The organism is Delftia sp. (assembly GCF_059499305.1).
Map to the genome: position 1 here is coordinate 172366 of NZ_JCABYI010000031.1, position 23254 is coordinate 195619.

General features: G+C 69.0%; 17 protein-coding genes. 9 read left to right on the plus strand and 8 right to left on the minus strand.

The window, feature by feature from the left end; all coding sequences use genetic code 11:
* Complete coding sequence (locus AC5I49_RS21905; RefSeq protein WP_016451232.1) at positions 1–3252, plus strand: efflux RND transporter permease subunit; 3252 nt, start codon at positions 1–3, stop codon at positions 3250–3252.
* Between the two features lie 28 nt (positions 3253–3280).
* A complete protein-coding gene (locus AC5I49_RS21910; protein ID WP_495789884.1) occupies positions 3281–4762 on the plus strand; it encodes an efflux transporter outer membrane subunit in 1482 nt (493 codons plus the stop codon).
* A 7-nt stretch (positions 4763–4769) separates the two neighbouring features.
* Here AC5I49_RS21910 and AC5I49_RS21915 read toward each other — a convergent pair whose 3' ends face one another.
* Complete coding sequence (locus AC5I49_RS21915) at positions 4770–5789, minus strand: LysR family transcriptional regulator (RefSeq protein ID WP_338405892.1); 1020 nt, start codon at positions 5787–5789, stop codon at positions 4770–4772.
* Between the two features lie 116 nt (positions 5790–5905).
* On the opposite strand from AC5I49_RS21915, the gene AC5I49_RS21920 reads away from it, so the two are divergent.
* Together AC5I49_RS21920 and AC5I49_RS21925 are read left to right on the plus strand one after the other, a co-directional pair.
* Complete coding sequence (locus AC5I49_RS21920; protein ID WP_070080928.1) at positions 5906–7129, plus strand: M20 aminoacylase family protein; 1224 nt, start codon at positions 5906–5908, stop codon at positions 7127–7129.
* A 52-nt stretch (positions 7130–7181) separates the two neighbouring features.
* The gene (locus tag AC5I49_RS21925; protein WP_495789885.1) at positions 7182–8186 is read left to right on the plus strand and encodes a Bug family tripartite tricarboxylate transporter substrate binding protein; all 1005 of its coding nucleotides are present in this window, start codon (positions 7182–7184) and stop codon (positions 8184–8186) included.
* A 16-nt stretch (positions 8187–8202) separates the two neighbouring features.
* On the opposite strand, the gene mutL is transcribed toward AC5I49_RS21925, so the two are convergent.
* Both mutL and AC5I49_RS21935 read right to left on the minus strand, forming a co-directional pair.
* The gene (mutL, locus tag AC5I49_RS21930) at positions 8203–10248 is read right to left on the minus strand and encodes a DNA mismatch repair endonuclease MutL (RefSeq protein WP_495789886.1); all 2046 of its coding nucleotides are present in this window, start codon (positions 10246–10248) and stop codon (positions 8203–8205) included.
* A gap of 172 nt (positions 10249–10420) precedes the next feature.
* A complete protein-coding gene (locus AC5I49_RS21935) occupies positions 10421–10711 on the minus strand; it encodes a YMGG-like glycine zipper-containing protein (protein WP_016451238.1) in 291 nt (96 codons plus the stop codon).
* A gap of 273 nt (positions 10712–10984) precedes the next feature.
* On the opposite strand from AC5I49_RS21935, the gene AC5I49_RS21940 reads away from it, so the two are divergent.
* Positions 10985–11635 (plus strand): DedA family protein, encoded by a 651-nt coding sequence (locus tag AC5I49_RS21940; RefSeq protein WP_016447666.1) that lies wholly within the window; start codon positions 10985–10987, stop codon positions 11633–11635.
* Positions 11636–11720: 85 nt separating this feature from the next.
* Here AC5I49_RS21940 and AC5I49_RS21945 read toward each other — a convergent pair whose 3' ends face one another.
* The 3 genes from AC5I49_RS21945 to tsaE all read right to left on the minus strand — a co-directional run bounded on the left by AC5I49_RS21945 (position 11721) and on the right by tsaE (position 14184).
* Positions 11721–11945, minus strand: a complete 225-nt coding sequence (locus AC5I49_RS21945) for a YMGG-like glycine zipper-containing protein (RefSeq protein WP_016447665.1) — start codon at positions 11943–11945, stop codon at positions 11721–11723.
* A 209-nt stretch (positions 11946–12154) separates the two neighbouring features.
* On the minus strand, positions 12155–13660 hold the full coding sequence (locus AC5I49_RS21950) for an N-acetylmuramoyl-L-alanine amidase (protein ID WP_312840772.1): 1506 nt from the start codon (positions 13658–13660) through the stop codon (positions 12155–12157).
* The gene (gene tsaE / locus AC5I49_RS21955; RefSeq protein WP_016447663.1) at positions 13657–14184 is read right to left on the minus strand and encodes a tRNA (adenosine(37)-N6)-threonylcarbamoyltransferase complex ATPase subunit type 1 TsaE; all 528 of its coding nucleotides are present in this window, start codon (positions 14182–14184) and stop codon (positions 13657–13659) included. The genes AC5I49_RS21950 and tsaE overlap by 4 nt, the downstream gene beginning before the upstream one ends.
* Positions 14185–14196: 12 nt before the next feature.
* Between tsaE and queG the strand changes: the two genes are divergently transcribed.
* From queG to AC5I49_RS21970, 3 genes are all read left to right on the plus strand, one after another.
* Positions 14197–15252, plus strand: coding sequence for a tRNA epoxyqueuosine(34) reductase QueG (queG, locus tag AC5I49_RS21960; protein ID WP_034347671.1), 1056 nt, complete (start codon positions 14197–14199; stop codon positions 15250–15252).
* A gap of 114 nt (positions 15253–15366) precedes the next feature.
* Positions 15367–18402: a diguanylate cyclase gene (locus AC5I49_RS21965; protein ID WP_209801623.1), complete on the plus strand. Its 3036-nt coding sequence runs from the start codon at positions 15367–15369 to the stop codon at positions 18400–18402.
* A gap of 224 nt (positions 18403–18626) precedes the next feature.
* The gene (locus tag AC5I49_RS21970; protein WP_495789887.1) at positions 18627–19652 is read left to right on the plus strand and encodes a helix-turn-helix transcriptional regulator; all 1026 of its coding nucleotides are present in this window, start codon (positions 18627–18629) and stop codon (positions 19650–19652) included.
* Here AC5I49_RS21970 and speB read toward each other — a convergent pair.
* A complete protein-coding gene (gene speB / locus AC5I49_RS21975) occupies positions 19649–20719 on the minus strand; it encodes an agmatinase (protein ID WP_016451242.1) in 1071 nt (356 codons plus the stop codon). The two genes, AC5I49_RS21970 and speB, sit on opposite strands and share 4 nt — an antisense overlap.
* Before the next feature lie 14 nt (positions 20720–20733).
* On the minus strand, positions 20734–22122 hold the full coding sequence (locus AC5I49_RS21980; protein ID WP_209801621.1) for a sodium:solute symporter family protein: 1389 nt from the start codon (positions 22120–22122) through the stop codon (positions 20734–20736).
* Positions 22123–22353: 231 nt separating this feature from the next.
* On the opposite strand from AC5I49_RS21980, the gene AC5I49_RS21985 reads away from it, so the two are divergent.
* Complete coding sequence (locus tag AC5I49_RS21985) at positions 22354–23247, plus strand: LysR family transcriptional regulator (protein WP_016447656.1); 894 nt, start codon at positions 22354–22356, stop codon at positions 23245–23247.
* Positions 23248–23254 lie beyond the last annotated feature (7 nt).

The following is a 23254-nucleotide window of genomic DNA, read 5'->3' on the forward strand; positions in this document are numbered from 1 at the left end:
ATGAACCTATCCAAATTCTTCATTGACCGGCCGATCTTCGCGGGCGTGCTTTCGCTGCTGATGCTGATCGCCGGCCTGATCGCCATGGGCGGGCTGCCGATCTCGGAATACCCCGAGGTCGCGCCGCCATCCGTGGTGGTGCGCGCCCAGTACCCGGGCGCCAATCCCAAGGTGATCGCCGAGACCGTGGCCACGCCGCTGGAAGAGCAGATCAACGGCGTCGAAGGCATGCTCTACATGGGCAGCCAGGCCACCAGCGACGGCGTGATGACGCTGACCGTCACCTTCCGCCTGGGCACCGACCCCGACAAGGCGCAGCAGATGGTGCAAAACCGCGTCTCGCAGGCCGAGCCGCGCCTGCCCGAGGAAGTGCGCCGCCTGGGCATCACCACGGTCAAGAGCGCACCCGACCTGACCATGGTGGTGCACCTGGTCTCGCCCAACCAGCGCTACGACATCAACTACCTGCGCAACTACGCGGTGCTGAACGTGAAGGACCCGCTGGCGCGCATCGAGGGCGTGGGCCAGATCCAGATCTTCGGCGGCGGCGACTACGCCATGCGCGTGTGGCTGGACCCGCAGAAGGTGGCGCAGCGCGGCCTGTCGGCCAGCGATGTGGTGGCCGCCATCCGTGGCCAGAACGTGCAGGCTGCGGCCGGCGTGGTCGGCGCCTCGCCGGGACTGCCGGGCGTGGACATGCAGTTGTCCATCAACGCCCAGGGCCGGCTGCAAAGCGAGGAGGACTTCGGCGACATCATCGTCAAGAGCGGCGCCGACGGCGCCGTGACCCGCCTGCGCGACATCGGCCGCCTGGAGATGGGCGCGGCCGACTATTCGCTGCGCTCGCTGCTGAACAACGACCCGGCCGTGGGCATGGGCGTGTTCCAGGCGCCGGGCTCCAATGCGCTGGAAATCTCGGCCAACGTGCGCAAGACCATGGAGGCCCTGAACAAGAACATGCCCGAGGGCCTGGAGTACCGCATCGCCTACGACCCCACGCAGTTCGTGCGCGCCTCCATCGAATCGGTGGTGCACACGCTGCTGGAGGCCATCGTGCTCGTGGTGCTGGTGGTGATCCTGTTCCTGCAGACCTGGCGCGCCTCCATCATCCCGCTGCTGGCCGTGCCGGTGTCGGTGATCGGCACCTTCGCCGTGCTGCATCTGCTGGGCTTTTCCATCAACGCGCTGAGCCTGTTCGGCCTGGTGCTGGCCATCGGCATCGTGGTGGATGACGCCATCGTCGTGGTCGAGAACGTGGAGCGCAACATCGAGGCGGGCCTGACGCCGCGCAACGCCACCTACCGCGCCATGCGCGAAGTGTCCGGGCCCATCATCGCCATCGCCCTGGTGCTGGTGGCGGTGTTCGTGCCGCTGGCCTTCATCAGCGGCCTCACGGGCCAGTTCTACAAGCAGTTCGCGGTGACGATCGCCATCTCCACGGTGATCTCGGCCATCAACTCGCTGACGCTGTCGCCCGCGCTGGCGGCCCTGCTGCTGCGCGGCCACGATGCGCCCAAGGACGCGCTGACGCGCGGCATGGACCGGGCCTTCGGCTGGCTGTTCCGCGGCTTCAACCGCATGTTCCACCGGGGCTCCGAGGCCTACAGCGGCGGCGTGGGCCGCGTGATCTCGCGCAAGGCGCTGATGCTGGCCATCTACCTGGCGCTGATCGCCGTGACCTTCGGCCTGTTCAAGGCCGTGCCTTCGGGCTTCGTGCCCGCGCAGGACAAGCAGTACCTGATCGGCTTTGCCCAACTGCCCGACGGCGCCACGCTGGACCGCACGGACGAGGTGATCCGCCGCATGGGCGAGATCATGAAGGACAACCCCAACGTGGAGGACACCATCGCCTTCCCGGGCCTGTCCATCAACGGCTTCACCAACAGCTCCAACTCGGGCATCGTCTTCGCCACGCTCAAGCCTTTCGACGAGCGCAAGCGCGCCGACCAGAGCGGCGGTGCCGTGGCCGGCCAGCTCAACCAGGCCTTCGCAGGCATCCAGGACGCCTTCATCGTCATGTTCCCGCCGCCACCCGTGGCGGGCCTGGGCACGACGGGCGGCTTCAAGCTGCAGCTGGAAGACCGCGCCTCCCTGGGCTATGACCAGATGGACGCGGCCGTGAAGGCCTTCATGGCCAAGGCCTACCAGACGCCCGAGCTGACCGGCATGTTCACCAGCTGGCAGGTCAACGTGCCCCAGCTGTATGCCGACATCGACCGCACCAAGGCGCGCCAGCTTGGCGTGCCGGTGACGGACATCTTCGACACCATGCAGATCTACCTGGGCAGCCTGTATGCGAACGACTTCAACAAGTTCGGCCGCACCTACAGCGTCCGCGTGCAGGCCGACGCGCCCTACCGCGCGCGTGCCGAGGACGTGGGCATGCTCAAGGTGCGCTCCAGCTCGGGCGAGATGATTCCGCTGTCGGCGCTGATGAAGGTGGATTCCAGCTTCGGCCCCGAGCGCGCCATGCGCTACAACGGCTACCTCACGGCCGACATCAACGGCGGTGCCGCACCGGGCTTCTCTTCGGGCCAGGCACAGGACGCCATCAAGCGCATCGCGGCCGAGACCCTGCCCAAGGGCATCGATTTCGAATGGACCGACCTGACCTACCAGGAGATCCTGGCCGGCAATTCGGCGGTGCTGGTGTTCCCGCTGGCCATCCTGCTGGTGTTCCTGGTGCTGGCCGCGCAGTACGAGAGCCTGACCCTGCCGATTGCCATCATCCTGATCGTTCCCATGGGCCTGCTGGCGGCCATGACCGGCGTCTGGCTGTCGGGCGGCGACAGCAATGTCTTCACGCAGATCGGGCTCATCGTGCTGGTGGGGCTGAGTGCGAAGAACGCCATCTTGATCGTGGAGTTCGCACGGGAGCTGGAGTTCGAGGGCCGCACGCCCATACAGGCCGCCATCGAGGCCAGCCGGCTGCGCCTGCGCCCCATCCTGATGACCTCGCTGGCCTTCGTCATGGGCGTGCTGCCCCTGGTGCTGTCCACGGGCGCTGGCTCGGAAATGCGCCGCGCCATGGGCGTGGCCGTGTTCTCGGGAATGATCGGGGTGACGGCCTTCGGCCTGTTCCTGACGCCCGTGTTCTACGTGCTGATGCGCCGCCTGGCAGGCAACCGGCCGCTCAAGCAGCATGGGCCCGAGATGGAGCAAGAGGCCCCTGCACAGGCACCCGCCCACGGCCATGCCTCGGGTGGCGGCGCGCTGCCCATGCCCTCTGCCGCGCGTGGCGAGCATGAATGAGCCCACACCACAAGAACAGGAACCGATCATGAAGATCCCATCGCTTTCGAAACTGTCCAGGCGTCTGCTGCCCCTGGTGGCGGCGCTGGCCCTGGCCGGCTGCGCCAGCGTGTCCCAGAGCCTGCCCGAGCTGCCGGCCGCCCCCGCCTTCAAGGAGCAGGGCGCCGCGCCGCAGGCGGGCTGGACCCAGGCCCTGCCCGCTGAAGCCCAGGCACGCGGCCAATGGTGGCTGGCCTTTGCCGACCCGGCGCTGGACGCGCTGGTGGACAAGGCCACGCTGAACAACCAGAGCATCCAGGCCGCGGCCGCACGCCTGGCCGAGGCCCGCGCCCTGGCGCGCAGCGCCAATGCCGAGCGCATGCCGCAACTGGGCCTGGGCGCAGGGGCCACGCGCGGCGCGGGGCTGGACAAGGCCTCGGGCACACGGCCTGCCACCCTGGTCAATGCGGGGCTGAACCTGTCGTACGAGGTCGATCTGTTCGGCCGCATTTCCCAGGCGGCCGACGCATCGCGGCTGGACGCCGAGGGCCGCGAGGCCCTGCTGCAAAGCACGCGGCTGGCCGTGCAGGCCGAGGTCGCGCAGACCTATCTGCAACTGCGCGCGCTGGACGCCGAGCGCGCCCTGATGCGCGAGACCGTGGAGGCCTACCGCGACACGCTGCGCCTGTCGGAGCGAAGGCTGCAGGCCGGCGACATTGCCGAGCTGGACGTGGCGCGCATCCAGGCCGAGCTGTCGGCCACCGAATCGGACGCGCTGGCGCTGGACCGCCAGCGCGCCCAGGTCGAGCATGCGCTGGCCGTGCTGGTGGGCGACTCGGCCTCGCGCTTCGGCCTGGGCGAAGGCGCCTGGACCACGGCGCTGCCGGCCATCCCAGCCGGCGTGCCGGCCACGGTGCTGATGCGCCGGCCCGACATCTCGGCCGCCCAGCGCGCCGTGTTCGCCGCGCAGTCGCGCGTGGGCGTGGCGAAGACGGCATGGTTCCCCAGCATCTCGCTGACCGGCGCGGCCGGCCACGCCTCGCCCGAGGTCGGTGACCTGTTCAAGTGGTCCATGCGCTCCTGGGGCGTGGGCGCCCTGCTGTCGCTGCCGCTGTTCGACGGCGGCCGGCGCGAGGCCGGCGTGCAGGCCGCAGGCGCACAGCTCGATGCCGCGCTGGCCTCCTACCGCCAGCAGGCGCTGGTGGCCTTCCAGGAGGTGGAGGACCAGCTGTCGTCCATCCGCATCCTGCAGGAGCAGTCCACCGTGCAGGGCCAGGCCGTGGTGGCCGCCCAGCGTGCCACCAGCCTGTCGGACACGCGCTACCGCAACGGCTACGTCAGCCAGCTGGACCTGCTGGATGCCCGCCGCAGCGAACTGCGCAACCGCCGCCAGGCGCTGCAGGTGAAGTCCGCGCAGTACCAGGCCGCCGTGGGCCTGATCCGCGCGCTGGGCGGGGGCTGGGATGTGCCGGCTGACGTGCCGGCCGGCGAATCGGCGAACGTGCCGGTGGCCCAGGCCGCGCTGCGCTGAGGCACCCTCAGGCCAGCACGTCAATGGAGCGGAACACGCGCTGCAGCACCGGGTCCGGGCTGTGGCGGCAGGCGTGGACCTGCTCCATGAGGTGGTGCACGAAGCGCTCGGCCACCCAGGGCAGGGGGCCGTGGCCGCGCTGGACCACGCCCACCGTGTGGGGCTCGAACTGCTCGCGCAGGGACAGCGGCACCAGGGTGCCCTGGGGCACGCCCGATTCGATCAGCGGCCAGGGGCAGAACGAGAGCATGTCGCTGTGCGCGATCAGGTGCAGCAGCAGCGATGCCGAATGCACCAGGTGGATGTGACCCACGGGCACGGGCAGGCCGTGGCGCAGGAACAGGCGCCGCACCAGGTCGTCTTCTTCAGGCGGCGTGTAGTTGAGCAGCCAGTCGCAGTCCATCAGCTCGGCCAGTGAGCGGGCGCCTGCCAGCGGATGGCCCGTGCGGGCCACGACGGTGGCGTCGTAGCGGAACAGCGGCGTGCCGTGCAGGTCGCCGCCCGAGGGTCCCGAGGGCACGCGGCCGATCAGCAGGTCCAGCGTGCCTTCGCGCAGGCGCGGGTGGGCCACGGCCGACAGGCCCTCGAACAGCTCCAGCCGCACCTGGGGCAGTTCGGCGCGGAAGGCGCGCAGCACATGGGGCAGCAGGCTCTGGCCCACCCAGGGCGTCACGCCCACGCACAGGCGCGCCACGGCGCAGGTGTCGCGCAGGCGGGCCATTTCATCCTCGGCCTGGGCCATCTGCCCGGTGATCAGCTGGGCATGGCGCAGCAGCGTGCGCCCGGCCGGCGTGAGGACGATGCCGCTGCTTTGGCGCTCGAACAGCGCAAGGCGGTGGCCTTCCTCCAGCTCGCGCAGGGCCTGGGTGATGGCCGACTGGGTGATGCCCAGCGCGCGTGACGCGGCGCGCACGCTGCCGCAGCCGGCCACGGCGACGAGGTAGCGCATCTGGTGCAGCTTCATGGCGGGACCGGCATCGAGGTGGGGCTGGGAATTCATGGGCCGATCTTGCAGGTTTCGTGCCATGGCCGCCATCCCTGCCATTGCTGTGATCGGCGCATGCCGGGGGATGACAGGCAATGCCTGGCAGGGCAGGCGCTGGCGGTCTTCCGCCCGCTGCCCACGCTTCCTAGACTGCGGGCATGAACATTGACCCGCCCGTTTCCACCACGGCCGAAGCCGCCGATCCGGTGCTTGCCGGCATTCGTGCCACGCAGGCCGAGATGGTGGCCCTGCGCCATCACCTGCATGCCCATCCCGAACTGGCCTTCGAGGAGTTCGCCACCAGCGACTTGGTGGCCGAGCGCCTGGCCTCCTGGGGCTATGAAGTGCATCGAGGGCTGGGAGGCACGGGCGTGGTCGGCACGCTGCGCTGCGGTTCGGGCACGCGCCGGCTGGGCCTGCGCGCCGACATGGATGCGCTGCCCATCCACGAGCAGACCGGCCTGCCCTACGCCAGCCGCCATGCGGGCCGCATGCATGCCTGCGGGCACGACGGCCATACCGCCATCCTGCTGGCCGCCGCGCGGGAGCTGGCCCAGGCACGCGGCTTCGACGGCACGCTGCACCTGATCTTCCAGCCGGCCGAGGAGGGCCTGGGCGGCGGCCGCAAGATGGTGGAGGACGGCCTGTTCGAGCGCTTCCCCTGCGATGCCATCTTTGCGCTGCACAACATGCCGGGCTTTGCCGAGGGGCAGTTCGGCTTTCGCGAGGGCTCGTTCATGGCCTCGTCGGACACGGTGATCATCACCGTGCGCGGCAAGGGCGGCCATGGCTCGGCCCCGCACCTGTCGGCCGACCCGGTGGTGGCGGCGGCCCACCTGGTGCTGGCGCTGCAGACCGTGGTCTCGCGCAATGTCGATCCGCGCGACATGGCCGTGGTCAGCGTGGGCGCCATCCATGGCGGCGATGCGCCCAACGTGATCCCTGGCGAGGTGGAGCTGCGCCTGTCCGTGCGCGCCTACCGGCCCGAGGTGCGTGCCCTGCTGCGTGAACGCATCACCGCGCTGGCCCATGCCCAGGCCGCCACGCTGGGGGCCGAGGCCGTGGTGGACTACCGCTGGCGCTATCCGGCCCTGGTCAACGATGCGGCCAGTACGGCCTTCGCCCGCGAGGTGGCGCGCGACTGGCTGGGCGAGCAGGCGCTGATCCCCGACCTGCAGCCGCTGACGGGCAGCGAGGACTTCTCCTTCATGCTCGAACAATGCCCGGGCAGCTACCTGATCGTGGGCAACGGCGTGGGCGACACCCATGGCACGGGCGGCTGCATGGTCCACAACCCCGGCTACGACTTCAACGACCGCATCCTGCCGTTGGCCGCCACCTACTGGGTGAAGCTGGCCCGGCGCTTTCTGTCCGCCGCCTGAGGCGCCGCGCCCGCACCGGATTCCTTTCACGACTTCACCTGCGATTGCCACCATGCGCACTGCATTTCCTCTCTTCTCCGAGGCCCGCCAGGTCCTGAGCCGCCGCAGCCTCCTGGGCGCAGCCGCGCTGGGGCTGGTCCTGCCGGCCGCTGCTCAGGGCAGCTTCCCCTCCAAGCCCTTGAAGCTGGTCGTCGGATACCCGGCCGGTGGATCGGTGGACCTGGCGGCGCGCGTGGTGGGCGATGCGCTGGCCGCGCGGCTGCGCGGCACGGTGGTGGTGGACAACGTGGGCGGGGCGGCCGGCGCCATTGCGGCCCAGCGCGTGGCCTCGGCACCGGCCGATGGCTACACGCTGCTGGTGGGGGCCAGCAACGAGCTGGTGGCCACGCGCATCGTCAACCCCGCGCAGCGCTATGACGGGCGCCGCGATTTCACGCCGCTGGGCCTGGTGGCCACCAGCCCGCTGATCCTGGCCGCACGCCCCGGCCTGGGCGTGAAGACCCTGGCCGACCTGCTGGAGCTGGCGAAGCGCCAGCCCGGCAAGCTCAGCTACGGCAGCTCGGGCGTGGGATCGACCCTGCATTTCGCGGGAGAGCTGCTCAACCAGCGCGCGGGCATCTCCATCGCCCATGTGCCCTACCGGGGCGTGGCGCCGCTGACCAGCGACCTGGCGGGCGGCAGCCTGGACCTGGCCGTGCTCTCGCCCACGGCGGCGCAACCGTTCCTGCAGAGCGGGCGCATCGTGCCGCTGGCGGTCACCAGCGCGCAGCGCCTGTCCGCCTTGCCCCAGGTTCCGGCCATGGCCGAGCTGGCGCCGCTGCGCGGCTATGAATTGGTGGGCTGGTTTGCGCTGATGGCGCCGCGCGCCCTGCCTGCGGACACGGCCCAGCGCATCACCGCTGCGCTGCAGGAGGCGCTGGCCGAGCCCGCCGTGCGCAAGCGCCTGGAAGATGCCGGCATGGTGCCGGCCACGGGCCGCGAGGACCTGGCGCGCCTGATCGCCGAGGAAGACCGCAAGTACGAGCAGCTCGCGGCCTTCGCAAATATGCGCGACTGAGTGTCGCCGGGGCGGTTTACCGGCCGCGCAGGAACAGCGCGTCCAGCTCCTTCATGCTCATCTGCCGCCAGGTGGGGCGGCCGTGGTTGCATTGGTCGGAGCGTTCGGTGACTTCCATCTGGCGCAGCAGGGCGTTCATCTCGTCCAGCGTCAGGCGGCGGTTGGCGCGCACGGCGCCGTGGCAGGCCATGGTGGCCAGGATCTCATTGCGCGCGCGCTGCACCACGGTGCTGGCGTCGTGCTGGGCCAGCTCGGCCAGCACGCTGCGCGCCAGCTCAACGGCATCGCCCTGGGCCAGGGTGGCGGGCACGGCACGCACGGCCAGCGTCTTGGGAGAGAAGGGCGAGACTTCCATGCCCAGCGCCTGCAGCGTGTCGCCATGGGCCTCGGCCGTGGCCACTTCCTCGGGCGTGGCGGCGAAGGTGGCGGGAATCAGCAGCGGCTGGCTGGGGATCTGTTCTGCCGCATTGACGGCATTCTTGAGCTGCTCGTAGACGATGCGCTCGTGCGCCGCATGCATGTCCACCACGACCATGCCCTGGGCATTCTCGGCCAGTATGTACACGCCGTGGATCTGGGCGACGGCGCGGCCCAGGGGCCAGACGCGCTCGTCGGACGCTGCCGGGGCCGCTGCGGATGATGTGCGGGGCGCAGAGAAATCCGCAGGAGCAGGCTCGGCAACGGCAACAGTCGGGGACTGGACGGCCGGCGCGTAAGCCGGGGGCGCGTAGCTGACGGGGGCCAGGGCAGCAGTGGGCACAGCGGGTACGGCGAGCACGGCTGGCTGCTCGGCGGGCAAGGCCTGGGCCGGACTTGCAACCGTTGCGGCTGCGGCCTCGCGCATGGGGGCCCACAGCCCCGCCATATTGCTGACCTTGTGGCCGCCTTGCTCATCGCCAAAGCTCATGCGGGCCTGGGGCCAGGCGGGCATGGATGCCTTGGGCGCCGTGGCCGGCGCTGCCGCAGCGGCGGGCGCAAGCTCGGGCGTGCGCGCGGCCTCTTCGGCAGCCGCAGCGGCTGCTGCGGCGGCACGCGGTGCGGCCAGCGCGTTCTCTATGGCGTGGCGCACGGCCTGGTGCACCTCGCGGCTGTCGCGAAAGCGTACTTCGATCTTGGTGGGGTGCACGTTCACGTCCACGCGCGCGGGGTCGATCTCCACATACAGCGCATACACGGGCTGCTTGTGGCCGTGCAGCACATCCTCGTAGGCGCTGCGCGAGGCGTGGGTCAGCACCTTGTCGCGCACGAAGCGGCCATTGACGTAGCAGAACTGGTGGTCGGGCCGGGAGCGTGCCGCATCGGGAATGCCCGCGCGGCCCGTGACATGGACGGCGCCCGACCAGTGCTCCACGGTCACGGAGTTCTGCACGAAGGCGTCGCCCAGCACATCGCCCAGGCGGCGCGCAAGGGCTTCGTCCGACATGCTGCCGGCGGCACGCCACTGCTCGACCAGCTTGCCTTCGTGCCAGATGGCAAAGCCCACGTCGGGCCGGGCCAGGGCATGGCGGCGCACGGACTCGATGCAGTGGGCCAGCTCCGTGGCATCGCTCTTGAGGAATTTGCGGCGGGCCGGGGTGGAGAAGAACAGCTCCTTGACCTCGACCGTCGTGCCCTGGTTGCGCGCGGCGGGGCGCAGCTCGCCGCTGCGCGCGTCGAGCAGATAGGCCGAGTCCTGGCCCGCAGGGCGCGAGAGAATGGACGCCTCCGACACCGAGCAGATGGCCGCCAGCGCCTCGCCGCGAAAGCCCATGGTGGCCACGGTCTCCAGGTCGTGCAGATCGGTGATCTTGCTGGTGGCATGGCGGCGCAATGCCACGGGCAGCTCATCGCGCGGGATGCCGCCGCCGTCGTCCTCCACCGAGATCAGGCGCACGCCGCCGGCCAGCAGCCGCACGTTGATCTGGCGGGCACCGGCATCCAGGGCGTTGTCCACGAGTTCGCGCACCACCGAGGCAGGACGCTCGACGACTTCGCCGGCCGCGATCTGGCTGATCAGCTCGTCGGGCAGGTCGCGGATGGGGCGGCGGGGAAGGGTGTCGGGGGAGGGGGTGGATGCGTTCACAGGGCAATTCTAGGGGCTCGCATCCACCGCTTGGGGCCTGTGGGAATGGGGTCGGAGTGCCTTGGGCACGCGCAAAAAAAGGAGCCGCACAGGCGGCTCCAAGAGGCGTCCCCGGCCACAAAGGCCAGAGCCGGGGGCACTCTTTGATGAGAGCGGCCGGGGCCGCGCGGCCTCAGCGGCGGCGGCCGGCACGGTCGCTGTTGCTGCCCATCTGGTTGCCGACCAGCGCACCGGCGGCCGCGCCGCCCACGGTTCCCAGCGTGGTGCCGAACAGGGCACTGCCCAGCACGCCACCGGCCACGGCACCCACGCCCGTGCCCAGCTGCGCGTTGTTGGGACGGTGGGCGCAGCCGCCCAGGGCCAGCGCGCCGGCCACAAGGGCGGCGACGGCCAGGCTGCGGCCCATGGTGGTGCCCGACTTGCGTTCAGTCATGCGCTCGAAGGTGCGAAGGGTCTTGTTCATGGCTTGCTTCCTTTTGTCCTGATGATGGTGGTGAGGCCGGGCCGGCGGTGCCGACGGCATGCAAGGACTTTGCCTGCAAAAAGCTGACGCACTCGTGAGTTTTTCGTAGAGTTTTATCAAGTTATGTAACAAAACAGGCGCGATTCCAAGCATTTGTAGTTCCATGCAAGCGCCGGTGTGCGCGGCGGTGCGATCGGCTCTGGCTCGGCTGTGGGGGCATGCCGGCGAAGTACAGTACGGGCCGGTGCGGCGCCCGCCGCGGAGGACCTTCTTTTGGAAATCATTCAGTTCCTGATCGACTTCATCCTGCACATAGACAAGCACCTGGAGGCCTTCGTCGTGGCCTATGGACCCTGGGTGTACGCGCTGCTGTTTCTCATCGTCTTCGTGGAGACGGGCGTGGTGGTCATGCCCTTTCTGCCCGGCGACTCGCTGCTGTTCATCGTCGGCGCGCTGTGCGGCGTGGGGCTGATGGACTATTCGATCGCCTGCACCGTGCTGCTGGTGGCGGCCGTGCTGGGCGACCAGTGCAACTACACCATAGGCCGCTACATAGGGCCCAAGGTGTTCCAGTGGGAGGATTCGCGCTGGTTCAACCGGCGTGCCTTCGACCAGGCCCATGCGTTCTACGAGCGCTACGGCGGCATCACCATCGTGCTGGCGCGCTTCATGCCGTTCATCCGCACCTTTGCCCCCTTCGTGGCCGGTGTGGCTGCCATGGACCGGGGCAAGTTCACGGCCTTCAACGTGGGCGGAGCCATTGTCTGGGTGTTCGGCATCAGCGCCGCCGGCTATTTCTTCGGCAACCTGCCCTGGGTGCGCGAGAACCTGGAGAAGATCATCTGGGGCCTGATCCTGGTGCCGGGCCTGATCGCCATCTTCGGCGCATGGCGCGCGGGCCGCGCGCCCAAGACGGCTTCCTGAGCCTTCAGCGCCCAGCAAAAAGCCCCTTGCGCCGTGATGGCGCAAGGGGCTTTTTCGTTCAGTGGCCGAACGGCGGCGGCAGGGGTCAGCGGCGGTCGTTGCGCTTGCCCACCTCGTTGCCGATGAGTGCGCCGGCGGCTGCGCCGCCCACGGTGCCCAGCGTGCTGCCGAACAGTGCGTCACCCACCACACCACCGGCCACGGCGCCGACGCCGGTACCGATCTGGGCGTTGCTGGGGTTGGTGGAACAGCCGGCAGAGAACAAGGCAATGGCGGCAGCGGCGGCAATGGAATAAAGGCGTGTCTTCATGTTCATCTCCTGTCGTGGCCTGCGTTGCTTCGGCGGAAGGATGGTGGCGCAAGCATTGTGTGGAACATGTTGGCATGCTCTCATTCACGGCCTGCGGCCGTGGTAGGAGAGTTGCCCGAGCTGGGGCCGGGCGGTTTGGAAGCGTCCGGTCCTGCCTGTCCGACAGCGGCGGCGGACGGCATGCCGCCGTGCCTGGCAACCCTCGCGGCTCAGACGGAGCGGCTGCGGGCCAGCGGCGGGTTGTGCGCGAAGTAGTTGCGGATGCCGCGCATCAGCGCGTCGGCCAGCTGCACCTGGTAGGCGCTGCTGCGCAGCCGGGCTTCTTCCTCAGGGTTGCTGATGAAGGCGGTCTCCACCAGCACGCTGGGGATGTCGGGCGCCTTGAGCACGGCAAAGCCGGCCTGCTCCACGCGCGGCTTGTGCAGCTTGGCCATGTTGCCGATCTCGCCCAGCAGGGCGCCGCCGAGCTTGAGGCTGTCCTTGATCTGGGCCGTGGTGCTCATGTCCAGCAGCATGCGCTGCACGTGCTGGTCCTGCGAGCCCATGTTCAGCCCGCCCACGAGGTCGGACTGGTTTTCCTTGTTGGCCAGCCAGCGCGCGGCCGTGCTGGAGGCGCCCTTGTCGCTGAGCGCAAAGACGCTGGCGCCACGCGCAGCTGGCGTGGTGAAGGCATCGGCATGGATGCTGATGAAAAGGTCGGCCTGAACGCGCCGGGCTTTCTCGACGCGGGTGGCCAGCGGCACGAAGAAGTCGGCGTCGCGCGTCATGAAGGCGCGCATGGGGCTGCCGCCGATGCGGGTGTTGTTGATGCGGTCGCGCAGCAGGTGGGCGATCTTGAGCACCACATCCTTCTCGCGCGTGCCGCTGGGGCCGGTGGCGCCGGGGTCCTCGCCGCCGTGGCCCGGGTCCAGCGCCACGATGATGATGCGGTCGGTCTGGCGCGAGGTGGCGATGTTGGGCGCGGCAATGGGGGCAGGGGCCGGAACGGGCGCAGGCGCTGGGGCAGGAGGACGCGGCGCAGCCGCGGGAGCCGGCGCCTGCGCGATCACGGCAGGCGGCGGCGCAGGCGTCTTGCCGCCCGGGCCGCCGCTGTGCTGGGCGATCAGGTCGCCCAGGGGGTCGGGGGCCGGCGCCGCGGCGCCTGGGGGACGGGGCATTGCGGGTGCAGGAGGTGGTGGAGGTGGTGGAGGTGCCGCCGCCACGGCGGTGTCGTCGCCGGAGGCATCACGCAGACGCTCGCTGATCAGCGCCTCCAGCGGGTCCACGGCCTTGGCCGGGTACAGGTCGAACACCAGCCGGTGCTTGTAGGCCGCCACCGGCTGCAGGGTGAAGACCTGGGGCTTGGCGGGCTGCTTGAGATCGATCACCAGGCGCACCACGCTGGGCGAGTTCTGGCCCACGCGGATGGATGCGATGTTGGGGTCGTCGGAGCGCACCTTGGCGACCAGCTCGCGCAGCGCGGGGTTGAGGTCGATGCCTTCGATGTCCACGGCCAGCCGAGGCGGCTGGTCCACGAAGAACTGCTTGGCAGCCAGCGGCCGGTCGGACTCGATGGTCACGCGCGTGTACTCTGGCGCAGGCCAGACGCGCACGGCCACGATGGTGGCGCCGTGCGCAATGTGCTGGCGGCCCAGCAGCAGCACGATGGAGCCCGCCTGCAGCAGGTTGCGGCGCGACAGGCCGGACGGATAGGAGAAGGATTGGGCGTCGCTCATGCCTTGAGTGCTTCGATCACGGCGCGTCCGACGGGCGTGCCGGCGATCAGGCTCACCTGGCGCTGCGTCTCGTCGATTGCTTCGATATGAATAGCTATATCTGCCGCAGGCGTAAGCGCTGCGGCCTTTTCGGGCCATTCTGCCAGCTTGAGACCGGGGCTGGCGAAAATATCGCGAAATCCTGCATCCTCCCACTCGCGCGGATCGTCGAAGCGGTAGAAGTCGAAATGCCAGATGGACAGGCCCGGCGCCTCGTGCGGCTCCACCACGGCATAGGTGGGGCTTTTGATGCGGCCCTGCACGCCCAGTGCGCGCAGCCAGTGCCGCACCAGCGTGGTCTTGCCGGCGCCCAGGTCGCCGTGCAGCGTGACGTAGGCATTGCGCAGCGCCGGATGGTCCGCGAGCTGCTGCGCAAACCGCTGCGTGTCTTCCTCGCTGCCCCATATCCAGCGATGGCCCGCAGTTTCCGCATCCTGCGGCCGGGCGCTTTCTACAATCGAGGGAGTATGTTGTGCAGCAGTCAATTGGTTCCTTTGATGCAAGGCTGGGCCCGCGAACTGGGATTTTCCCAAATTGGCGTGGCTGGCGTGGATTTGTCGTCTGCGGAGCCGGGTTTGATGCAGTGGCTGGCCCAGGGGTTCCATGGCGAGATGGACTATATGCAGGCCCACGGACTGCGCCGCGCGCGGCCTGCCGAGCTGGTGCCGGGCACCGTGAGCGTGATCACGGCCCGCATGGACTATCTGCCGCGCGACACGCCCGCCGACGCGCCCGGCGCCTGGCAGGCCATGGAGTGGGAGAGGCTGCAGCGGCCTGCCGAGGGCATCGTCTCCGTCTATGCCCGGGGCCGTGACTACCACAAGGTGCTGCGCAACCGGCTGCAGAAGCTGGCAGAGCGCATCGCCCAGGAGGTCGGCCCCTTCGGCCACCGCGCCTTCACCGATTCCGCGCCCGTGCTGGAGGCCGAGCTGGCCCGGCGCAGCGGCCAGGGCTGGCGTGGCAAGCACACGCTGGTGCTCAACCGCGAGGCAGGCTCCATGTTCTTCCTGGGCGAGATCTATGTGGACCTGGCGCTGGCGCCCACGGCGCCGGTGACCGCGCACTGCGGCAGCTGCGCGGCCTGCATCACGGCCTGCCCCACGGGCGCCATCGTGGCGCCGCACCGGGTGGATGCGCGGCGCTGCATCTCCTACCTGACCATCGAGCATGCGGGCGCCATTCCCGAGGAGTTGCGGCCGCTGATGGCCAATCGCATCTACGGCTGCGACGACTGCCAGCTGGCCTGCCCCTGGAACAAGTTTGCCCAGCCCAGCCGCCTGCCTGATTTCGATGCGCGCGAGATCCTGGCTGGCGGGCAGCTGGTGCACTTCTTCGCCTGGGACGAGGCGACCTTCCTGCGCCTGACCGAAGGCAGCCCCATCCGGCGCATAGGCCATGCGCGCTGGCTGCGCAACGTGGCCGTGGCGCTGGGAAACGCCTGGCGTGAAACCGGCGATACGGCACTGCGCCAGGCGCTGGCCAGCCGCGCCGAACATCCCGACGCCATGGTGCGCGAGCATGTGGCCTGGGCACTGTCGCAAAGATCGGATTGAGCTGATAAGCCGGGGCGCTGGTGTGTGAAACAATTGTTGCGCTCAGTCTGAGGGCTCCCCGGCGGCCTGTTGCGGGCCACCGCCCCTGAGGGCGCGGGGTCTGTGTGACTCAACATGGTGTTCGATATGCGCGCAAAGCCTTTCCGTCTGCTGAACGCCGAACCTCTCACCCAGACCGCCGTGGCCGTCTGGGTAGGCCTGTGCTGCGTGCTGCTGGCCACGGTGGCGTACTGGACGGTGCTGGTGGACAGCCATCGCACGCAGCGAAACTTCACCGAAGCCCAGTCCTGGCTGCGCGTGGGGCAGATGTCGCATGCGGTTTCGGTGCAGGTGCAGACCCTGCTGTCCGGCCTGGACTACACCATGCGCGGCCTGGAGTCCGACTTTGCCGATGGCGAGGCCGACGTCTTTCAGCATGCCGTGCAGACCACCTTCGATGCCTATCCGGCCGGCACCTTCCTGCAGATCGCCGTGGCCGACGAGAGCGGGGACATCGTCTACTCCAATCTGCAGCAGGATGCGCAGACCCGGGCCGCCAAGGTCTCGATCCGCGACCGGGAGCATTTCCAGGTCCATGCCAACCGCGAGACCATGGGGATGTTCATCGGCCGGCCCGTGCAGGGGCGCGTCTCCCATAAATGGACCATACAGCTGAGCCGCGCGCTGTACCGCCAGGGGCGCTTCTCGGGCGTGCTGGTGCTGTCGCTGTCGCCCGACTACATCTCGGGGTATTTCCAGTCCATCTTCGATGGCGCCAAGGACGTGATCTTGCTGCTGCGCACCGACGGTGTCTATCTGGCGCGCTCTCAGGGACAGGACGAGGTGATGGGGCGTTCGGTCTCCGATGTGCGCGTGTCACAGTTCGCGCCGGCCATGGAGCGCGGCACCTACGAGGCCGAGTCCTCGGTCGATGGCGTGCTGCGCATGTATGCCTGGAGCAGGGTGGAGGGCTATCCGCTGATCGTCAGCGCAGGGCTGGACAAGAAGGCCATCTTCGAATCGCTGGAGGAATCGCTGGAGCGCGGCCTGCTGCGCAATGGCATAGGCACGGCGGTGCTGCTGCTGGCCGTACTGCTGACGCTGTGGCTGGCGCGCCAGCGCCAGCTCAGCGAGCGCATGCGGCTGCAGGGCGAGCGGCGCTTCGCGCGGCTGGCGCAGGAGGTGCCCGGGGGGCTGTTCCAGTTCCGCATCGGCGCGGATGGCCAGTTCCAGTTTCCCTTCACCAGCCCGGGGTTCTTCGAGCTGCATGGCGCAAGGGCCGACGCCGTCCGGTTCGCCGACCATGAACTGCTCAAGCGCGTGCACCCCGAGGATCTGCCCGCCCTGGCGACCTCGGTGCAGGACAGCGTGGGGCGCAAGGATGTCTGGGAGCACAAATACCGCGTCTACGGGCCTGGAGGCGAGCTGCGCTGGCTGCACGGCCACGCCCGGCCGCAGCAGGAGGAAGACGGCTCGCTGCTGTGGCATGGCTATGTGCACGACGTCACGCAGGACCAGGCCATACAGGAATCCATACGCCACAGCGAGGAGCGCCTGCGCCTGACGGTGGGTGCCGTGCGTGACGGCCTGTGGGAGTGGGACTGCCGCAGCGGCCATGTGGAGTGGGATGCGCGCTGCTACCAGATGCTGGGCTTCGAGGCAGGCCAGTTCCCCATGAACTACGACGCCTTCTGCGCGATGGTCCATCCCTCGGACAGGGCGCGCGTGCTGGCGCGGCTGCAGCGCCATGCCGAGGCCGGTGCCGACTTCCGTGTGGAGATGCGGCTGCGCGGCTCGGCCGACAGCTGGCTGTGGGTGGAGTCGCGCGGCGAGATCACCCAGCGCGATGCCGACGGCAAGCCCGTGCGCATGCTGGGCACGCACACCGACATACAGCAGCGCGTGGAGCAGTCCCGCCTGATCAAGGCCTTGCTGGACCGGGGCAGCGCCCTCATCGTGATGGCCGGTCCCCAGCGCGAAATCCTCTATGCCAACGAGCGCGCGGCGCAGACCTTCCAGATCGAGACGGAGCGGCTGCCCGGTGGCGTGAACCTGCGCTCGCTGCATGTCAGCGACGAGAGTTTCGAACGCTTCGGCCAGCTGTACGGGCAGCTCAACGCACGCGGCACGGTGCGCACGGAATGGATCCTGCGCATGCCGTCGGGCTCGGACCACTGGTTCGACATGCAGGGCTCGCTGCTGGACCCCGACGAGGACGATGGCCGCGTCATCTGGACCATGATCGACACCGATGCGCGCCGGCGCGCCGAGACCGCGCTGGCCGAGACCCAGCACCGGCTGGAGGCCATCATCGACCGCTTTCCCGCAGGCATCCTGGTCACTGACGCGCAGGGCCGCCATGTGCTGGCGGCCAACCGCATGCTGGCCGCTGCCCTGCAACTGGACATGGCGCCTGCCGCCCTTGTGGGGCTGGGCATGCCGGCGCTGATCCAGCTGCTGCCGGCGTCGGTGGCGGACGTGCTCAGCGCAGGGCCCGTGGCCGGCCGCTCCCTGCATGCGCTGCCCGATGGCCACTATGTGGAGATCGAGGGCATGCAGCTGCGCGACGGCGACCGCTCCATCGGCCATTGCTGGGTCTTTCACGATGCGACGGAGAGGCAGCAGCGCGAATCCCAGCTGGAAACGCTGGCGCTGACCGATGCGCTGACGGGCATTCCCAACCGCCGCGCCTTCCTGGAGCGGCTGGCGATGGAGCTGGACCATCTGCGCAGCGGCCTGGTCGCGCATTCCACGCTGATCATGCTGGACATAGACCACTTCAAGCAGGTGAACGACGGCTACGGCCACGCGGTGGGCGACATCGTGCTCAAGGAACTGCTGGCCTCGGTGGCGCAGGAGATGCGCAGGGAAGACATGGTGGGACGGCTGGGCGGCGAGGAATTCGCCGTGCTGCTGTCCGACACCAATGCGGAGGTGGGCCTGCGGCGCGCCGAAAGCCTGCGCGAAGCCATTGCCGGGCAGGCCATCGATGCGGGCAAGGCCGGAGACCTGCACATCACCATCAGCCTGGGCGTGTACGAGCTGCAGCGCAGCGATGCATCGGCCCAGGGCTGCCTGGAGCGGGCCGATGCGGCGCTGTACTACTCCAAGCGCAATGGCCGCAACCAGTCCACGCTGTGGAGCGAGCGGCTGCCAGCCATCGCGCGGTGATCCGGGCCGCTTCGGCGCAACGGCCTAGGAATTCATCCCGGTCGACTGCCGATTTTCAGAATGGTCCAATGGCCTGATGGCGCCGGAATCCCGAAAATCCAGGGTTCATGCTGCCGCGTGGCCCTGTCGTCGGTCCGTCTGCCCGAGTCCCCGGGGCGCGATCGACTTCCCCGCACAGCCCCTCACAAAAACAGGCCGCGCGCTGCGCGCCGGGCGAGGAATGTATGACATACAACCGGTGGTCCACGATGCATGTCGCCCCCCTGGGGCGAGCGCAATTCTGGAGCGATGCCAGCCGTGAGGCGCAGATGCCGCACACGCCCCTGGTGGCGCGGCCCGAGCGCTTCGAGGCCGTGCTCACATCGCGTGGCGTGGGCGCGGTGGTGTTCAACCGCATCCAGATGGCGGCGGGCCACGGCATGCAGCGCCTGCAGGCGGGTTGCCAGCGCGCGAGCCCGGCCAGCCTGCTGTGCCTGCTCTACCTCAAGGGTCGCGCCCGGGTGTCTGCGCTCGATGGGCCGGGCGCGGTGGTTGCGGGCGGCGAGTCGCATGCGCAGCCCGGCCAACTGTTCCTGCTGGACGAGCGGTGCGGCTACCGCATCTGGCAGGACGAAGCCGTGGACCTGCTCGTGCTGGCCGTGCCGCTGGCGCTGATCGATTCGTGCGCAGGCATGGCTTCGCAACTGCTGGCACGCAGCCTGCCTGACTGCGCGTCGTTGCAGCTGCTCGTCCAGCAGATGCAACTGATCCATGCATGGCAGGCGCCCCTGCCCGAGGGCGAGTCCGCGCAGCTTTCCGATCTGGTCATCAACACCTTGAAGACCGTGCTGCAGGCCGGGGCCGAAAGGGCTGCAGCCCGGCCTGACGCGCCCATGCACGTGCTGTTGTGCCGGGTGCGCCAATTGATCGCCCGCCAATATCCGGACCCGGCGCTGGGGCCGGAGCGCGTGGCATCGAGGCTGGGACTTTCCGTGCGCTCGCTGCAATCGCGGCTGTCGCGCGAAGGCACCAGCCTCAGCGCCGAACTCATGGACTATCGACTGGAGCGCGCCCATGCGCTGCTGCGCGCAGCGAAGCCGGGAACGCTGGGCGTCACGGAAATCTCGCAGCGCTGCGGCTTCAACTCGCTCGCGCATTTTTCCCGGCGCTTCAGGGCACGCTACGGCAGCACGCCGCTGGAGCTGCTGCGTGAGCCGGGGGCGGAGGGCATGGGGTCGTCCACCTGGCACGGGGACGGGGCGGGTACCTAGACAGGGCTTGCGGCGCCTCGGTCGGCGTGGCGTGCGCAGATCAGGCTGAGGATTTCGAACAGCATCTGCGCGCCCGCATGGGCGGTGTTGGTGGTGGCGTCGTAGGCGGGCGAGACCTCGACCACGTCACCGCCCACGATGTGGATGCCGGCCAGGCCGCGCACCATGGCCTGGGCTTCGCGCACCGTCAGGCCTCCCACCTCGGGCGTGCCCGTGCCGGGCGCAAAGGCCGGGTCCAGGCAGTCGACGTCGAAGGAGACGTAGACCGGCGCATCGCCCACCACCTCGCGTGCGCGGGCAATGACGCCGTCCACGCCCAGGGCGGGAAGGTCCTCTGCGTGGATCACCGTCATGCCCGACTCGTAGGAGAACTCCCAGAGATATTCGGCCGCGCCGCGTATGCCGATCTGAATGGTCCGCGTGGGGTCGAGCACGCCATCCAGCACGGCCTGGCGAAAGGGGCCGCCGTGGTGGAAGCGGCTGCCGTCGAAGGGGCCGCCAGTATCGCAGTGGGCATCGAAGTGGACCAGGGCCAGTGGCCGGTCGCGGCCCAGCGCGCGCAGTATGGGCAGGGTGATGGAGTGGTCTCCGCCCGCAGACAGGGGAATCACGCCGGCCGCATGGATCTTCGCGAAGGCCGACTCTATGTCGCGGTGCGACTGCTCCAGGCTGTAGCGGCTGGACAGCGGCACGTCGCCGATGTCCGCCACGCGCAGCTCGCGCGTGGGCGCGGATCTGAGTACATGGTTGTAGGGGCCCACGCGCTCTATCGCGCGCAGCGCCCTGGGCCCGAAGCGGCAGCCGCTGCGGTTGCTGATGCCCAGGTCCATGGGCACGCCGATCAGTGCGGCCTGCAGTTCGCCGAAGTCCGGGCGGCTCCAGTCCATGGGGTGCATGGGGGCATCCAGCAGCGTGGGAATGCCTGCGTAGGGTGCGCTGCGCGTGCCGCTGGCGTCGATGATGTGGGCAGCCACGGTGCGGAAATGCGGATCGTGGATGACGGACTCGTTGTCTCCGCCGAAGCGCGCACGCAGCGCGGCCAGCCTGTCTGCAGTAAAGAGGGTCATGGGTGTCCCTTGGTTCAGGATTGGATGCCCGACAGGGAGCGCTGCTGCGAGCGCTGCGCCAGGCTGATGAGGATGAAACTGGCCGTGCTCATGGCCAGGCTGGCGTAGATCGGCGTGTTGGCGGCCAATCCGTCGCGGACCATGAAGACCACTGCCGTGGCGCAGCCCAGCAGCATGCTGGCAATGGCGCCCGCCGTGGTGGCGCGGCGCCAGTAGATGGCGCCGATCAGCGGCACCAGCATGCCGCCCACGAGCAGGTTGTAGGCGGTGGTCAGGGCGTTGAGCACGTCGTCCACCACCAGGGCGATGCCCAGCACGGCAAGGCCCACCAGCAGCGTCAGCAGCCGGTGCCAGCGCACATCGGCCAGCGGCTTGCCTTGCCGCAGCAGGGGCACGAGGTCTTCGGCCAGCACGGTGGAGCCCGCCAGCATGGCCGCGCTGGCGGTGGACATCATGGCGGCCAGCGCGGCAGCGATCACCAGGCCGCGGACGCCGTCCGGCAGGCTGGCCTGCACGATGGCGGCAAAGGCGTTGTTGGGATTGTCCAGTTCCGGCAGCAGCACCCGCGCCGCCATGCCCACCAGGGCGCCGACCAGCCCGTAGACCACGCAGTACAGGCCGGCGAGGCTGCCCGCCACGGCGGCCACCCGTTCGCTGCGGGCCGTGAACACGCGCTGCCACACGTCCTGGCCGATCATGATTCCGAAGAAATAGATGACGAAGTAGGTGGCGATGGTGTCCCAGCCGATGTATGTGACATCGAAGCTGGACGCAGGCAGCCGTTCAACCAGCTGGTCCCAGCCGCCCACGCGGTACAGGCAGATGGGCAGCAGGATCAGCATCAGGCCCGCGGTCTTGATCACGAACTGCACGATGTCCGTCAGCGTCAGCGACCACATGCCGCCCACGGCCGAGTAGATGACCACGACGCCCCCGCCCACCAGGATGGAGATCCACAGAGGCAGGTCGAACAGCACCTGCATCACGGTGCCGATGGCGATCACCGACGTGGCCGCCAGCATCAGAGCATAGGCCAGCATCACCAGTGCGCTGGCCTGTTGGGTGCGGGCGCTGTAGCGCCGCTCCAGCACCTGGGTCACGGTGCAGATGCGCAGCCTGAGCAGGGGCTTGGCCAGGAACAGGTTCAGCACCAGCAGGCCCGCACCCAGAGCCGCGCACAGCCACAAGCCCGAGATGCCGTACACGTAGCCCAGGCGTACCGTGCCCACCGTGCTGGCCCCGCCGATCACCGTGGCAGCCATGGTGCCCATGTACAGGCCCGGCCCGAGGTTGCGGCCCGCCACGAGAAAATCCTCCTGCGTCTTCGCGCGGCGCATGCCGTACCAGCCCAGCAGCAGCATGGCTGCCGCGTAGATCACTACCACCGAGATATCAAGCACCATGGTCTCTCTCCCCTTTTGTTCCGACCCCGTGTGCAGGGTCCTTCTGAAACAGCGGTATTCACGCAAGTGAATGTCACGGACCGCCCCTCTTGTTCTGCGCTGGCGGCGTGCTCCGGTGAACCGAAGCGCGCCGCAACAGCCGTGAATGCTAGACAGCAGCCGGGCTTGCATCCATTTCAAGTTCCATCTACAAACATCGATGAACATCGATCTTTGCTGAGTGAAAACCCCATGCTCCATACCGTTTCAGATCTCGACCTGCGGCTGCTGCGCGTTTTTCTGGCCATCGTCGACGCGGGCGGTGTATCGGCTGCGCAGGCCATTCTTGGCGTGGGGCAGTCCACGCTCAGCAGCCAGCTGTCCACGCTGGAGACACGCCTGGGGTTCAGCCTGTGCGAGCGCGGGCGCGGCGGCTTTCGCCTGACGGCCAAGGGCCGGCGCTTCGTCGACCTGGCCCGCGCTGCGCTGCAGGGCCTGGAAGGATTCAGCGCGCAGGCGCGCAACATGCACCGGCAGCTGGTCGGCAGCCTGGCCATCGGCCTGATCGGCAATGCACCCACGGAATACAACGCGTTGATGGGGCGGGCCATACAGCGCTTTCGCCAGCGCGACGAGGCCGTGCGCCTGTCGGTGCTGGTGCGCGGGCCGCGCGAGCTGGAGGAAATGCTGCTGCGCGATGAGCTGCAGGTCGCCGTGGGCTATTTCCTGCACCGCGCCCCGGCGCTGGAATACACGCGGCTGTTCAGCGAAAGGCAGGTGGCCTATTGCAGCGCCAGCCATCCCTTTGCCGCGCGCGCGGGCCGCATCGGCGCGCAGGAGGCGGGCGAAGCCGACTGGACCTGGCGCACCTATCCACTGCCGCAGGCGCCGCTGACGGGGCGCCCGCGCCATGTCACCTCGGAGGCGGACAACATGGAGGCGGCCGCCATCCTCATCCTGTCAGGCGCCCACCTGGGCTACCTGCCCGAGCACTACGCGGCGCCCTATGTGGCTGCCGGCCTGCTGCATGCGCTGGACGAATCCCTCTTCAGCTATGACGTGGACATCACCATGGTGGCCAGGAAGCGCGCACGCCAGGACGACATCACGGCCGCCTTCACCGACGACATGCGTGCCGTGCTGTAGGGGCGCC